This window comes from Ensifer sp. (assembly GCF_035999135.1).
Lineage (GTDB): Bacteria > Pseudomonadota > Alphaproteobacteria > Rhizobiales > Rhizobiaceae > Ensifer.
The window spans coordinates 22,140-36,010 of sequence record NZ_DASYGZ010000200.1; the positions used below are offsets into that span (position 1 = coordinate 22,140).

14 protein-coding genes are annotated in these 13,871 nt (G+C 63.8%); 5 read left to right on the forward strand and 9 right to left on the reverse strand.

Annotated features, from left to right (window positions below):
• The first annotated feature begins 4 nt into the window (after positions 1 to 4).
• The 3 genes from VGO12_RS26100 (at position 5) to VGO12_RS26110 (ending at position 1,454) form a co-directional block, all read left to right on the forward strand.
• Positions 5 to 490 carry a cupredoxin domain-containing protein gene (locus VGO12_RS26100; protein ID WP_327515626.1) on the forward strand — a complete coding sequence of 162 codons (486 nt, stop codon included), beginning with the start codon at positions 5 to 7 and terminating at the stop codon, positions 488 to 490.
• 28 nt (positions 491 to 518) lie between these two features.
• Positions 519 to 812 (forward strand): copper-binding protein, encoded by a 294-nt coding sequence (locus VGO12_RS26105; RefSeq protein ID WP_327515627.1) that lies wholly within the window; start codon positions 519 to 521, stop codon positions 810 to 812.
• 180 nt (positions 813 to 992) lie between these two features.
• Complete coding sequence (locus VGO12_RS26110) at positions 993 to 1,454, forward strand: DUF411 domain-containing protein (RefSeq protein ID WP_327515628.1); 462 nt, start codon at positions 993 to 995, stop codon at positions 1,452 to 1,454.
• Between the two features lie 115 nt (positions 1,455 to 1,569).
• On the opposite strand, the gene VGO12_RS26115 is transcribed toward VGO12_RS26110, so the two are convergent.
• Entirely contained in the window at positions 1,570 to 1,974 is a 405-nt protein-coding gene (locus tag VGO12_RS26115) for a VOC family protein (protein WP_327515629.1), read from the reverse strand.
• 149 nt (positions 1,975 to 2,123) lie between these two features.
• Positions 2,124 to 2,804: a phosphoribosyltransferase gene (locus VGO12_RS26120; protein ID WP_327515630.1), complete on the reverse strand. Its 681-nt coding sequence runs from the start codon at positions 2,802 to 2,804 to the stop codon at positions 2,124 to 2,126.
• 192 nt (positions 2,805 to 2,996) lie between these two features.
• On the opposite strand from VGO12_RS26120, the gene VGO12_RS26125 reads away from it, so the two are divergent.
• A complete protein-coding gene (locus VGO12_RS26125; RefSeq protein ID WP_327515631.1) occupies positions 2,997 to 4,178 on the forward strand; it encodes a M20 aminoacylase family protein in 1,182 nt (393 codons plus the stop codon).
• 125 nt (positions 4,179 to 4,303) lie between these two features.
• On the opposite strand, the gene VGO12_RS26130 is transcribed toward VGO12_RS26125, so the two are convergent.
• The 7 genes from VGO12_RS26130 to VGO12_RS26160 form a co-directional block, all read right to left on the reverse strand.
• Complete coding sequence (locus VGO12_RS26130; RefSeq protein WP_414650782.1) at positions 4,304 to 6,061, reverse strand: adenine deaminase; 1,758 nt, start codon at positions 6,059 to 6,061, stop codon at positions 4,304 to 4,306.
• Positions 6,062 to 6,087: 26 nt separating this feature from the next.
• Positions 6,088 to 7,008 carry a nucleoside hydrolase gene (locus VGO12_RS26135; protein ID WP_327515633.1) on the reverse strand — a complete coding sequence of 307 codons (921 nt, stop codon included), beginning with the start codon at positions 7,006 to 7,008 and terminating at the stop codon, positions 6,088 to 6,090.
• 7 nt (positions 7,009 to 7,015) lie between these two features.
• Positions 7,016 to 8,044: an ABC transporter ATP-binding protein gene (locus VGO12_RS26140; RefSeq protein ID WP_327515634.1), complete on the reverse strand. Its 1,029-nt coding sequence runs from the start codon at positions 8,042 to 8,044 to the stop codon at positions 7,016 to 7,018.
• A complete protein-coding gene (locus tag VGO12_RS26145) occupies positions 8,037 to 8,816 on the reverse strand; it encodes an ABC transporter permease (RefSeq protein WP_327515635.1) in 780 nt (259 codons plus the stop codon). Before VGO12_RS26145 ends, VGO12_RS26140 begins: the two co-directional genes overlap by 8 nt.
• Positions 8,813 to 9,640 (reverse strand): ABC transporter permease, encoded by an 828-nt coding sequence (locus VGO12_RS26150; protein ID WP_327515636.1) that lies wholly within the window; start codon positions 9,638 to 9,640, stop codon positions 8,813 to 8,815. Before VGO12_RS26150 ends, VGO12_RS26145 begins: the two co-directional genes overlap by 4 nt.
• A gap of 107 nt (positions 9,641 to 9,747) precedes the next feature.
• Positions 9,748 to 10,770: an ABC transporter substrate-binding protein gene (locus VGO12_RS26155; protein WP_327515637.1), complete on the reverse strand. Its 1,023-nt coding sequence runs from the start codon at positions 10,768 to 10,770 to the stop codon at positions 9,748 to 9,750.
• On the reverse strand, positions 10,767 to 11,840 hold the full coding sequence (locus VGO12_RS26160; RefSeq protein WP_327515638.1) for a LacI family DNA-binding transcriptional regulator: 1,074 nt from the start codon (positions 11,838 to 11,840) through the stop codon (positions 10,767 to 10,769). Before VGO12_RS26160 ends, VGO12_RS26155 begins: the two co-directional genes overlap by 4 nt.
• Before the next feature lie 440 nt (positions 11,841 to 12,280).
• On the opposite strand from VGO12_RS26160, the gene VGO12_RS26165 reads away from it, so the two are divergent.
• Positions 12,281 to 13,810 (forward strand): ABC transporter substrate-binding protein, encoded by a 1,530-nt coding sequence (locus VGO12_RS26165; RefSeq protein WP_414650783.1) that lies wholly within the window; start codon positions 12,281 to 12,283, stop codon positions 13,808 to 13,810.
• Positions 13,811 to 13,871: the final 61 nt, after the last annotated feature.

Consider the following 13,871-nt stretch of genomic DNA (forward strand, 5'->3'; position numbering starts at 1 on the left):
TAAGATGAAGAAATCAGCATTCGCCCTGGCGCTCGTTGTCGCCTCCGCCCTCTCCTCCCAGGCGCTTGCGTCAGGCACCCACGAAGGTGGCCATGGCAAGGTGTCGGTCGGCGAAGCCGGCGACAAGGCCAAGGCGACCCAGACGATCCGCGTCACCATGAAGGAAACCGACGACGGCAAGATGATCTTCACGCCCTCGACGATCAAGGTGCGCCAGGGCCAGACGGTCCATTTCGCCATCAAGAACGCCGGCGAACTCGCGCATGAATTCGTGCTCGACGACAAGGCGACGATCCAGGAACACAAGGTCACCATGGAGAAGTTCCCGGACATGGAACACGACGATCCGAACGCCATCCGGCTCGAGCCCGGCAAGTCCGGCGACATCTACTGGACCTTCACCAATGACGGCACGTTCGAGTTCGCCTGCCTCGTGCCCGGCCATTACGACGCCGGCATGCACGGCCCGCTCGACGTCGTGAAGAAGTAACCCCGACCACACCCAAAGGATCAAATCCATGAACACCACTGGCAAACTCCTCGCAGCGCTCGCGCTCGCCGTTTCCACCGCCACCTTTGCCCTTCCTGCGCAGGCGGCCGAGTTCACAAAGGGCATCGTCAAGAAGATCGACACCAAGGCCAAGAAGGTGACCATCGACCACGAGGACCTGAAGAACCTCGACATGCCGGCCATGACCATGGTTTTCCGCATCGGCGATGACGCCGTTCAGGCGAAGCTCAAGGAAGGGGCCTCGATCGAGTTCGTCGCCGACCGGGTCAACGGCAAGCTGACGGTGACCGAGGTCAAGTAGGTTGCGCTACGACAGCGTCGCAACCGTGATCGGACGCGACGCTGTCGTAAGTCGTTTTGCCGCATATCTTCCTCCTCAAATCAACGCAGATTTGAGGAGACATGCGGTCGGCCCGGGTCGACTTCGCGCGGCCCGGGCGCCACAATCCAGACATCAAGGAAAAAACGAACGGAGTGTTCGATGAACGTATTTCGCAGGCATTTCTTTGCAGGCACGATCGCGGGCATCGCCCTCTTTGCGACAGGTGCCGCAGCGGCAACCGGCACCATGGCCGTCTACAAGGATCCGCAATGTGGCTGCTGCGAACAATGGGCGGACGCCATGGAAGCGGCCGGCTACAAAGTTGAGGTGCGCGACGAGGCCGACATGTCGGTGATCAAGACGCGTTTTGCGGTTCCCGCCGACATGGAAGGCTGCCATACGGCCGTGGTCGATGGCTATGTCATCGAAGGACATGTGCCGCTGGAGGCGGTCAAGAAGCTTCTGGCTGAGCGACCCGATATCGCCGGCATTGCCGTGCCAGGCATGCCCGCGGGCTCGCTCGGCATGGGCAACGATCCGAACGCGTCCTACGACGTCTTGACGATCGCCAAGGCCGGCGCCCAGCCGACGGTCTACTACCAGGTTCGGCCGGCGAACTGATTGCGGCGCGGGTTCGGGGCCGCCTCATGCGACAGCGCCTGAACGTTTTGCAGGCTGCGGCTCGGGCGCCATCCGCGATCGCGGCGGCGCCCGACTTGCGGTGGCATCGCACCATTCAGGCGAGCGGGGGCCCGTTTGACGGCGATCCCGGTTCCTGCGGCTCCCCGACCTCCACGGCGTGCCCGTCCGGATCATGGAAACGGAACACGCGCTGCCCCCATTCCTGTCGTTCGACTGGATGGATCAGGTCCACATGGAGCGCGATGCGCTCGAATGCTGCGTCGACGTCATCATGCTCGAAGTACAGGAGCAGGTTTGCCCGCCCATAGGGTTCCGCCGAGGCAAGCGCCTGCCGCCAGACGGTCCGCTCGAGCGAGCGTCCTTCATGGATAGCAAAACCGCCCTCAAACAGGACGAAGTTACCGAAGTCCTCGCGGACTGTGAGACCAAGCGTCTTCTCGTAGAATTCCCGCGACCGCGCGATGTCGCGGACGAAAGGGATTGGATTGACGAAACGCATGGGCTTTCCTTCGTGACGACGGCCGCACGGATCAGGGCATGACTGATATTCTCACGTTGCAAGATGGCAAAGAGAACTCCGTCCGCAAGTCCCTCAAGGACTTTACGGTCCCTGCCCTTGTCGCAGCGCTGCTGGCGACCGCTATGCGGTCAGACCGCACGCCATAGGCCATCGTCGCTGCGCGCAAGCATCGGGGTCTGGAAGACACCGACGACGCGTTTCGGCCACTGTGGGGCGAGCGCTGCCAGCGGCTGGCGCCATCGCTCGGTCTGCAGCATGGCGGCCCCGATCGCCACCGGCTCGATACCGCAGGCGCCCATCAGGGTGAGCCCCGCCACGATCGACGTGCCGCTGGAAATGACGTCGTCGATCAAGGCCACCCGTTTGCCCTCAAGCAGCGGCAGCATGCGCGGATCGACATAGAGCCGCTTCTTCTGGTCGGGCGTGGTGATCGAAGAGAGTGGCACGGAGAGGTCGTCCACATACCAGAATTTTCTGGATGTCCCGAGCGGCACGTAGCGGCTGTGGCCGAGCTTGCGGGCGACGGCAGATGCTAGCGTGAGGCCCAGCGTCGGAAGCCCTGCGATAACGTCTGGCTCGTAGGCGGCAAGCTTTGCCGCCAGCTCGGCGGCCAGCGCATCTTCGACTGTAAAGCTCGCCTGGTTGACGATCAGCGATGCGAGCGCATGCTTGCCGTCGGACAGCGGACGGATCGGCAACAGGATCTGGCTGTCGTCACCGAGCGTTGCTGGGAAGAAGTCGCGATAACCCGCCAGAGGATCGAAGCTTTTTGGCGGGTAAACCTCCTGCCAGAAGTCATGGGGCTGCATCGGTTCCATCCTCGTCTCGCGTCATTTCGCCGGCAATGAAGGCGATCAAAAAAGCCTGATCGGTGTTCTGATCCAGGTCGTTTTCGTCTATACCGTTTGCGACTTCGATCAAACCGAAAGGGCGCCGCCAGCCGGGAAGGCGCGCGGAATTCACAAGCCCTCCGCCAGATGACACCATGGGAATGCCTGAACATGCGCCTGCCAGACGGAATTGCTCAAGACCTCGCCTTTCTCACCGACTTTCGTCGCGATCTGCATGCGCATCCCGAACTCGGCTTCGAGGAGGTGCGCACCAGCGATCTCGTTGCCAAATGGCTTGAGGACGCGGGGCTAAACATCCACCGGGGCTTGGGAAAAACCGGCGTGGTCGGAACGCTGAAGGTGGGCAACGGCACGCGCACGATCGGTCTTCGCGCCGACATGGACGCGCTCGCCATGCCTGAAATCGCCGATCGCACCTACAAATCGCGCGAAGCCGGCAAGATGCATGCCTGCGGCCATGACGGCCACACCGCGCTGTTGCTCGGCGCCGCCCGCCATCTGGCAAAGACGCGCAACTTCTCCGGCACCGTGCACTTCATCTTCCAGCCGGCCGAGGAAGGCCGTGGTGGGGCGAGACGCATGGTCGAGGACGGTCTGTTCAAACTCTTTCCCTGCGACGCCGTTTATGGCCTGCACAACATGCCGGGCCTTGACCCGGACGAGATGGCCGTGGTCGCGGGGCCGCAACTGGCGTCCTCCGACAGCTGGCGCATCACCTTCCGCGGCGTCGGAACCCATGGCGCCAAGCCGCATCTCGGCCGCGATCCGGTGACGGCATCGGGCACCTTCCTCGCCTCGCTGCAATCGATCGTCGGCCGGGTCGTCGACCCGCTGCAGCCGGCCGTCGTCAGCGCCTGTTCCGTGCGCGCCGGTGATCCGAAGGCTCTCAACGTCATTCCCGACGTAGTCGAAATCGGCGGGACCGCCCGTGCCTACACACCTGAAGTGCGCGACCAGTTGGAAACAGAGATCGGCCGTCTCGCCCGCGGCACCGCAGAGATGTACGGGATTGCCGTCGACTACGAGTTCGAACGCCGCATTCCCCCCGTCGTCAACGACGCCGATGCGACCGCGCGGGCGCTGAAGGCGGCTGAAGCCGTCTTCGGCCAAAAGACCCGCACGGCCTTTCCCCCGTCGACGGCGGGCGACGACTTCGCCTTCTTCGGGCTTGAAGCGCCCGGCTGCTATGTCTGGCTCGGCAACGGGCCTGCGGTCGATGGCGCGCTCCACCACAACACCGCCTACGACTTCAATGACGCGGCGATCGGTCCGGGCGTCGCCTTCTGGTCGACGCTGGTCGAGCAGGAACTGGCGCGCGAGGAGCAGCGCTAGCGCTCCCGCGGCGCTGCACATCCACCGGCAATTTCAGAGGTTTGGGGAGCTTCCCTGAACCGACGCGTCATCAGCGAGAAAACCCGCCGCGCCGCAGCGGCCGCCACGAATGGCGGCCGGGATGTTCATGCCTCAAGCACGTCCAGAATGGGACTTTGCATCAGCGTGCCTGTGGCCACGTCGGCGATGCCCCGGTCGGTCTGGTGGGGTCCCGCGTTGCAGGCAAGGGTCGCGCCGAAGCAGGCCTTGAAGACCAGGTAGGGCGGCTGCCAATCGACGATGCGCCCGACCGCTTCCCTCAGTTCGGCAAAGACCGAGGCGACCTTGGCCAGCGGCTCTTCCGACACCAGCCCGGCGAGTGGCAAAGGCAGGAGCGCATCGACCTTGCCGCCGGACGCAACCGCCATGCCGCCGCCTGCGGCAATCACCGCATTGGCGGCGACCGCCGCGTCCTCCGCATTGCCGGCGAAGACGGTGAGGTTGTGGCTGTCGTGGGAGACCGTGGTGGCAAAGGCGCCGCGCCATGTACCCCAGCCCGACAGGAGGCCGACGCGCGGGCGGCTGTCGGCACGCCCGTGGCGATGCGCGACCGCGATCAGGGCCGTGCCCTCAGGCGGAACGACGAACCCGCCCCGCACCTCGGCAATCGCCTCACCCCATTGCGTGAAGCGTGGGCGGTCGATCGTCGCAATCCGAACCTTCGCACCATCTGCGGGGATGCGGAAATCATTGTGCGAGAGCGCCGCGATCTTCATCGTGCCGTGGAGCGTCTCGGTGGCGATACCACGGAGCGGCTCGATCATCCGGCCGGCTTCGGCAATCGCCTTGCCGCCGACGATCACCGTGCGTGCGCGAAACGCGACGAGGTCCTCAAAGACGACGATATCCGCGCGGCGACCCGGCGCCACGAGGCCGAGGTCATGCCGGCCGAGGCGCACCGCACCGTTCAGCGTGGCCGCCCGAAGCGTCCATTCGACCGGCAGACCGTTACGGACCAGCCGCCTGACGACGTCGTCAAGACCGCCGGCATGCGCGAGGTCGTCCGGGAAAACGTCGTCCGTGCAGAGTGTGATGGTCTGAGGAAGATGCCCCAGGGCATTGATCGCCTTGACGAAATCCGGCAGCAGATGATCGTGCGAGCCGCGCAATTCGATCGACAGCCCCGCCCTCAGCTTTGCCATCAGATCGTCGCCCGAAACAAGCTCATGGTCCGAACTCACCCCAGCGGCGACAAAGGCCTGCAGATCGGCGCCGGAAAGCCCGCGCGCGTGACCGTTGACCGGTTTTCCGGCAGCAAGCCCCGCCTGAACGATGGCGCTGATGCGGGCCTCGCCACCGATGACGCCGCGCATGTTCATCATCTCGGCGATGCCGCCGATTTCCGGCCAGCGCAGAATATCGGCAATCACGCTGGCGTCGAAGTCCGCGCCGGCCAGTTCCAGCCCGGGCGCCGAGGGCACGCTGGAGGGAGCAAGCAGAACAGTGCGCAACGGCGAACCTGAAATCGCGTCCGCCGCCCAGCGGACACCGCCGACACCGCTGACGTTGCCGAACTCGTGCGGATCCCAGACGATGGTCGTGACGCCACGCGGCAGCACCGCATTGGCATAGGCCGCCGGCGTTACCATCGAGCTTTCGACATGCATGTGGGTGTCGATCAGGCCGGGTGAAATGAAGGCGCCGGTGGCATCCACGAGGGATGCGGCATCGGCGCGCGCGCCGGGTTCGTGGACGCTGGCGATCAGCGGCCCGACGAGACCGATATCGGCAGGGCGAAGCTCAGCGGTCACCACGTCGACCAGCGTGCCGCCGGATATCAGCACGTCGAACGGCGCATCACCGCGCGCGGCGGCAACCGCACGGGTGCGGAGCGCCGCATCCATCAGGTCCCGGGGCTCGATTGCGGCGCTCACGTCTGTGCTTCCCGCATCAGCGCGCCAAGGATCTGGGCCCGCGTCGTCTCGACATGGGCGTCAACGGCGTATTCGGCATTGAAGGTCGCGTGGCTCGCGCGGGTTTCGACGACGGTGCGCCCACGGGTCAAGGATCCGCCAAGCTCGACATCGATGCGCGCGCTCTTGAAGGCAATCGCACCGGGATTGACGAAGGCGACAGCTGCACACGGGTCATAGATCGCCATGCCCGGCCGGCCGCGGCTGGTGCCGATCGAGATGTAGCCCGCGAGCAGATCGGCGATCAGCGCCGCTTTGACGCCGCCGGCCGAGCGGATCGGCGCGACGTCGTCCGGGTAGGCAAAGACCTTGCGGCAGAGATCGAGATCGACCATGCGCAGCGGCAGGCCGTGCGCGAGCACGATCGCAACCGCTTCCGGGTCGGCGAAGGCGTTGAACTCCGCGGATGCCGTGTGGTTGCCGCTGGTGACGCCGCCACCCATCCAGGTGAGATCGGTGATGCGCGCGGCCAGATCAGGGCGGGCTAGGCAAAGCGCGGCAATGTTGGTGAGCGGCCCGAGAGCGAGAATGCGCTTCGGTCCCTCCAGCTCCAGCCAGGCCGAGAGCGCCGTAAAGGCGTCACTCGGCGGCAGTGCATCGGCTTGCGGCAGGGTCAGGCCAGCGGTCGGCATGCCGGCCTCGCCGAGAATGCGCTCGGCGGTCTCGAGTTTACCCAGCACCGGCAGGGCGCGGCCCTCGTGGATCGGGAAATCCCAGCCGAACGCACATTTCGCACTGGCTGCGTTGCGCTTCACCTGTTCGATCGGCGTGTTGCCGAAGACGAGCGATACCCCGTCGATCCTTTCACCGGCATGAAGCACGACGAGCACCGCTGCGATGTCGTCGAAACCCATGTCCGTATCGATCCAGACACCCATCTTCAGGTTACCCGAACTTCTTCAGGCGCGCCGCCTTTTCGACCGGAAGGTCGAAGGCAATCGTCGAGCCGGTTTCGCGCGACGGCAGCGCCGCGTCTTCCTCCGCCTTGATGGCGCCGAGTGGCGTATCGAGCAGATACTCGCGGGTGCTGCCGGAGAAAGAGGCTCCGCGCACGGTGCCTTGGAAAGGACCATAACCAAGGGTCACCATGCGCGGACGCCACGCAAGCCCTGCCGTGTCAGGCGGCAGGGATCCGGAGAGGTCGATCGGGCCGTTGTCCGCCCTAAGCTTGCCGCCCTCGACGGCAAAAATGTTCTCGAAGCCGACAAAGTCGGCAACGAAGCGCGAGATCGGACGGTTGTAGATGTCCTCGGGCGTACCGATCTGCTCGATCGCGCCGTTGAGCATGACGACGATGCGGTCGGCGAGCGACAGGGCTTCGCCCTGATCGTGGGTAACGAAGATCATCGTCACCCCGGTTTCCTTCTGCACCCGCTGCAGCTCCGTGCGCATTTCGAGACGCAGGCGGGCGTCGAGGTTCGACAGCGGCTCGTCGAGTAGAAGCACCTTCGGTTCCATCACCATCGAGCGGGCGAGTGCCACGCGCTGCTGCTGGCCGCCGGAGAGTTCACCGGGCTTGCGGGCAGCAAACTTCGAAAGCCCGACCGACTTCAGGCCGGCCGTCACCTTGCTCTCGATCTCGGACGCCGGCAGCTTCTTCAGCCGCAGGCCGAAGGCGACATTCTCGAACACGGTCAGGTGCGGGAACAGCGCATAGGACTGGAAGACGAGGCCGACCGAGCGCTTGTTGGCGGACACACGGGTGATGTCGGCGCCGTCGAGCCTGATGGCGCCGGAAGCGGGCGTCAGCAACCCGGCGATCGAGCGCATCGTCGTGGTCTTGCCGCAACCGGACGGTCCGAGGAACGCCACCAGTTCGCCCTTGCGGATCGACAGGTCGAGGTCCTTCACCGCGACGGTGTCGCCATAGGCGAGCGTCAGTTTTTCAAGGCTGAGGAAGGCGGCGTCAGACATAGCGAGAAAATCCCAGGAAACGTTCGGCAAGGAAGACGATGCCGATGGACATGAAGGCGAGCAGTGCGGAGAGCGCCGCGACCGACGGATCGTAGGTGATCTCCATGTAGGAGAGCATGTCGATCGGCAGCGTGCGCACGCCGGGGCCGGACAGGAAGAGCGACACCGGCACCTGGTTGAAGCTCGTCACGAAGCCGAGGATGAAGGCGGCGAGAATGCCGCTGCGGATGTTCGGCATGACCACCCGGAAAAAGGCGCCGGCGCGCGAGGAACCGAGCAGCACCGCGGCTTCCTCGATATCGGAGCGCAGGTTGTTGAGGCTCGCCGAGACGACCCGCACCGCATAGGGCAGCACCAGCGCCGTATGGGCAAGGAACAGCGTCAAGGTGATGTTGAGCCCGAAAGGCACGACGATGTAGCGCAACAGCGCCAGGCCGACGATGATGCCGGGTACGATGATCGGCAGCGACACGATCGTCCGGATGGTCTCGCCAAACGGCAGTTTGCAGCGCGAAAGGGCGTAGGAGGCGGGAACCCCGAGCACGAGGGCAGCCGCCGTGCCGCCGATCGCAAGCAGCATTGATATCGCGAAGCTCTCCTGGAAGCTTTCGACCGTGAACACCTTGGCGACCCACTTGAGCGAGAAGCCCTGCGGCGGGAAGGCCAGCGTCTCGCCGCCCGAGAGCGAGGCGGCGACGATGATGAAGAACGGCCCGATCAGGAAGCCGATCACCAGGAAAAGGACGAGAGGGGTAAAGACGCGCGGGGTCATCGCTTGTTCCTCGCGGTGGCAAGCCGTTTCAGGAGAAGATTGGCGGCGAAGCTCATGACGATCAGGATGAAGGCGATGACGCTCGCCGCGACGAAGTCGTTGGCGACGGTGACGCGCTGGTAGAGCAGCGTTTCGAGCATCAGCACCTTCGAGCCGCCGAGAATTGCCGGCGTGATGTAGGCAGTGAGCGAGCCGGTGAAGACCAGCGTTCCGCCGATCACGAGACCTTCCTTGGTCAAGGGCAGGATCACCTTGAAGAACACCTGGAACCAGTTGGCGCCGAGAACACGGGCCGCGGGGATCGCATCCTTCGGCATGTTTTCGAGCGCGCTGATCAGCGACAGGATCATCAGCGGCAGGAACAGCTGCAACAGACCGATGAACACGGCCGTTTCGGTGAAGAGAAACCGGATCGGTTCGTCCGAAAGGCCGACGAGCTGCAGCGCCTGGTTGACGATGCCGGTGCGGCCGAGGATGACGATCCAGGCGTAGGTGCGGGCGACCGACGAGATCATCAGCGGCAGCACGACGAGGCCGATCATCTGCCCCTTGGTGCGCGGCGTCAGGTTGACGATGGCAAAGGCCGCGGCATAGCCGATGACCGCCGAGACGGCGGTCACCATCAGGCCGAGTCGGAAGGTGCGCAGGAAGACGGTGCGGTTCAGCGGATCGGAGAAGAAATTGGTATAGGCCGACAACGACCAGCTGTCGGCGCTGCGAAAGCCTTCCGCCAGCAGGATCACCACCGGCGCCAGAAAGACGATCGCCGCAAAGACCGCTGCGGGCAGAGCGAGCGCCAGGGCTTCGGCGCGGTTCTGGAACATCCTTCTTCCTTTCAAGGCATTTCGCTGGCGCGATCACGTCGCGGCCCATCGCATCAGGCCTCCACCGACGGTCCGAGCCCGCCGGTGGAGGTATCAGTTGGCCAGGCTTACTGGCCGACCTGGGCGTTCCACTCCGACAGCCACGCTTCGCGGTTGTCGAGGGCGACGGCTGACGGGATCAGCTTCAGGTTCTTCACGGTCTCTTCGCCGTAGGTGAGGTTCTCGGCGATCTCGGGCGAGACCTTCACGTCCTTGTTGGCCGGGCTGTCGACCAGCTTTTCGGCCAGAGCCGTCTGGATTTCGGTCGAGAGCCAGAAGTCCATGAACTGGAGCGCCAGATCCTGGTTCTTGCCGCCCTTGGTCAAGACCATGACGTTCATGCCGCCGGTCTGGCCTTCCTTGGGCGTTGCCCACTTGATCGGCAGGCCGAGCTTGGTGAAGCCTTCCCAGGAGAAGCGACCGATCGGGGCGGCCCAGATTTCTTCCTGCTGCATGAGCTGCACCAGTTGCGAGGACTTGACGTAGAAGGTGACGATCTCGTCCTTCTTGGCGCCAACGGCGGCGATCGCTTCCTTCAGGTCCGGCGTGTTCTTGCCGATCGCTTCGCCGACCATGTAGAGCGCCGGCGGGCCCTGGTTGGTGGTGACGTTCGGGAAGGCCACGTGGCTGGCGTTCTTGTCGCTCAGAAGGTCAGCCCAGGAGTTCACTTCCATCTTGTCCGAGCGGTAGACGATCGAGGTTGCGTAGAAGGTGTAGCCGACGCTCATGCCGTCGCCGTTCGGGTCCTTGGCGAGGTCGTAAAGCTTGTTGAAGTTGGAAAGCTTCGAGGTGTCGATCTTCTCGATGAGATCGGCGCGGGTGGCAGAAAGCGCGTCGGCCATCGAGACGACGGCCATGTCGACGACCGGGCTTGCCTTGTTGGCTTCCATCTTCGCCAGTCGCTCGACGCTGTTGCCGGTCTCGACGACGAGCTTGCAGCCGCATTTCTGCTCGAACGGCGTGTAGACCAGTTCCTTAAAGGCGTCCTGGGCAAAGCCGTAGACGGAAATGGTGAGCGTCTTTTCCTGGGCAGACGCGGCGGGGGCGGCGACGAGCACGAGCGCGCTCGAGGCAAGCAGGAACTTCTTCATGGCTGGTGTCCTCCTTCGGTGACGGATGTGACTGCGGTGATCTGAGCGGGTTGAAAGTCGGGTGGTGCTGCGGCCGATTGCCTGACGACCAGATGCATCGGCACCCTGGATGTCTCGGCGGACACTGGCGCTCCGATCAATGGATCGGACGGGTCGCGTTCGCTGATCGCCTTGACAAGGGCGGCGACCGCAATCGCGGCGATTTCGGTCATGTCCATGCGCGCGGTCGTCAAGGCCGGCGTGATGACCGGCGCCCAGATCAGGTCGTCGAAACCGGTGACGCTCGCCTTTTCAGGCACGTTGACGCCGGCGCGCTGCAATTCGGTGAGGGCCCGCAGCGCATGCAGATCGGAGATGCAGGCAAAGGCGGTGTAGCCTTCCGCCACCTTCTCGGCGAGACCGAGCGGACAGCCTTTACCGGAAACGCGCTCCAACGGCTCAATCCAGAGCGTATCGGCGTGGCACCCTTCGACAAACACCGAGCGAATGCCGCCGGCGCGGTCGTTCTGAACGTTGGACGCGGGATTGTTGCCGATGATCAGCACCCGGCGATGTCCGAGCGCCCTCAGGTGCTCGCCGATCTGACGGCCGCCGCCCCAGTGGTCAGCGGCAACCGTGTTGCCAGGTGTCGAGGGGGTGTCGATGACCGCGACGGGACAGCCGACATCGGCGATGCGGGTGCCGCGCCTGGGCACGATCACCAGACCATCGACGTCCCGGTCGATCAACCGCTCGATCGCCTTGGTCTGGGTGGAGACGTCGCCGCGCGAGTCGGCGATCAGCACGCCGTAGCCGCAGGACGATGCGGCAAGCTCGATCGCCTGGGCGATCTGCGGGAAGAGCGGATTGGCGATATCGGGAAGGACGAGACCGAGCACGCCGGTGCGGCCGGTGCGAAGCGCCCTGCCCGCCTGGCTCGGCACGTAGCCGAGTTCGGCAGCCGTCGCGCGGATCTTTTCGACCATCTCGGCGGAGACGCGGCCCTTGCCCGAGAGCGCGTTGGACACCGTCGCCGCGGAGACGCCCAGCGTTCTGGCAATCCTCGTCAGTTTTGGTCCGGAACGCGCCAAGTCAGTGGTTTCCGCTATCGCGTGATTAAACGATTAATCAGGCGATATATCAGAATCCCCTGACTGTCGAATCCTTTTGTCGACGTGTTGCATTTTGCAATTTTCGAGGGAAGTTCAGATGGGAAACAATCGGCAGCGACGCCTTTGACGTACTTGGAAGACCGCGCGAAACGTCCGCTGACAAGCATTCGGTCCGAGTCGGCCGCCTGTGATATATCTTCGTGGGGCGACAGATTGCGGAATGCGAAACGCCCGTCTGCCGATCGGCCCAAGTCGGGGTTACAAATTTCAACTTCGACGGACAAAAGGAACCAAATTTCCCACTAAATTACTAGGGAATAAGTATGATGCATGGCAATCGCCCGACCGATAAGGTCGGGTGGCGGATGCGATCCGCGAGACAGGCATAAGCAGGAGTTTGGGAAATGACGGACACTATCATCGGCCTTGGCAACATCACGAAGCGCAGCCTGGGGGCGCCGCGCCCAATCCTCGCTGCCGCCACACTGGCGCTCGCGCTGTCGACCAGCACGACCGTCTTTGCCGAAGACGCCAAGTTCGACCCCAACGCCTCGATCACCATCGGCTCGCTCTATGAGCCGCAGAACCTCGACAACACCGCCGGCGCCGGCCAGGGCATCAACGAGGCCTTCAACGGCAATGTCTATGAGGCGCTCTTCACACTGACCGATGCAGGCGACGTCCAGCCGGGCCTCGTGGCCGAACAGAGCGTCAGCGAGGACGGCCTCACCTACACCTTCAAGCTTCATCCCGGCGTGACCTTCCACTCCGGCGATCCGCTGACGGCAACCGACGTCAAGTACAGCATCGAGCGCGTGACTTCAGAGCAATCCAAGAGTTCGCGCAAGAAGAGCCTCGCGACCATCAGTGCGATTGAGACCCCCGATGACCAGACCGTCGTCGTCAAGCTGTCGGCGCGCTCCATCTCGCTGCCCTACAATCTAAGCTATGTCTGGGTCGTCAACGATGCGGCCAAGGACCTCAACGCCGGCGAAGACGGCACCGGCCCCTACCGCCTCGACGAATGGCGTCGCGGCTCGTCGCTGGCGCTGGTCCGCAACGACAAATATTGGGGCACCGCCCCCACCAACGGCGAAGTCGTCTTCCAGTATTTCACCGACGCCACCGCGCTCAACAATGCGCTGCTGACCGGCGCCGTCGACATCATCACCAGCGTCCAGAGCCCGGACTCGATCGCCCAGTTCAAGGACAATCCCGACTTCACCGTCACCGCCGGCCAGTCCACCACCAAGGAACTGCTCGCCTTCAACGATCGCGTCGCTCCCTTCGACAACGTCAAGGTCCGCAAGGCGATCGCACGCGCCATCGACGACAAGAAGCTCCTGACCTCGATCTGGGGCGAATACGGCACCCTGATCGGCTCCTTCGTTCCGTCGACCGATCCCTGGTACGTGGACCTCACCGCCGTCGATGCCTATGACGTCGAAAGCGCCAAGGCACTTCTGAAGGAAGCGGGCTTTGCCGACGGCTTCACCTTCAAGCTCGACACCCCGAACTACGATCCGCATCCGATCGTCGCCCAGTTCATCCAGAGCGAGCTTGCCAAGGTCAACATCAAGGTCGAGATCAACGTGATCACCGCCAACGAGTGGTACACGAAGGTCTACAAGGCGCATGATTTCCAGGCGACGCTGCAGGAACACGTCAACCATCGCGATATCGTCTTTTACGGCAACCCGGACTTCTACTGGGGCTACAACAACCCCAAGGTCGTCGACCTGATCAAGGCATCGGAAGCTGCCGCCAATACGGATGAGCAGACCGCCAAACTCAAGGAAGCCAACACGATCATCGCCGAGGACGCTGCCAGCAACTGGCTCTACCTCTATCCGCAGATCGTCGTTTCGAGCTCGGCCGTATCGGGTTATCCGGTCAACGGCTTGAACTCGCAGTTCTTCGCCTACGGCATCAAGAAGAGCGAGCAGTAACCGGAACTGGTCTGCCATACATGGCAGCAGGAGCCCCTGGACCCGATCCGGGGGCTCTTTC

Excerpts from the sequence above, each read along its gene's own strand:
- VGO12_RS26100 (WP_327515626.1), top strand. The coding sequence starts at position 5 with ATGAAGAAATCAGCATTCGCCCTGGCGCTCGTTGTCGCCTCCGCCCTC.
- VGO12_RS26105 (WP_327515627.1), top strand. The coding sequence starts at position 519 with ATGAACACCACTGGCAAACTCCTCGCAGCGCTCGCGCTCGCCGTTTCC.
- VGO12_RS26110 (WP_327515628.1), top strand. The coding sequence starts at position 993 with ATGAACGTATTTCGCAGGCATTTCTTTGCAGGCACGATCGCGGGCATC.
- VGO12_RS26115 (WP_327515629.1), bottom strand. The coding sequence starts at position 1,974 with ATGCGTTTCGTCAATCCAATCCCTTTCGTCCGCGACATCGCGCGGTCG.
- VGO12_RS26120 (WP_327515630.1), bottom strand. The coding sequence starts at position 2,804 with ATGCAGCCCCATGACTTCTGGCAGGAGGTTTACCCGCCAAAAAGCTTC.
- VGO12_RS26125 (WP_327515631.1), top strand. The coding sequence starts at position 2,997 with ATGCGCCTGCCAGACGGAATTGCTCAAGACCTCGCCTTTCTCACCGAC.
- VGO12_RS26130 (WP_414650782.1), bottom strand. The coding sequence starts at position 6,061 with ATGGATGCGGCGCTCCGCACCCGTGCGGTTGCCGCCGCGCGCGGTGAT.
- VGO12_RS26135 (WP_327515633.1), bottom strand. The coding sequence starts at position 7,008 with ATGGGTGTCTGGATCGATACGGACATGGGTTTCGACGACATCGCAGCG.
- VGO12_RS26140 (WP_327515634.1), bottom strand. The coding sequence starts at position 8,044 with ATGTCTGACGCCGCCTTCCTCAGCCTTGAAAAACTGACGCTCGCCTAT.
- VGO12_RS26145 (WP_327515635.1), bottom strand. The coding sequence starts at position 8,816 with ATGACCCCGCGCGTCTTTACCCCTCTCGTCCTTTTCCTGGTGATCGGC.
- VGO12_RS26150 (WP_327515636.1), bottom strand. The coding sequence starts at position 9,640 with ATGTTCCAGAACCGCGCCGAAGCCCTGGCGCTCGCTCTGCCCGCAGCG.
- VGO12_RS26155 (WP_327515637.1), bottom strand. The coding sequence starts at position 10,770 with ATGAAGAAGTTCCTGCTTGCCTCGAGCGCGCTCGTGCTCGTCGCCGCC.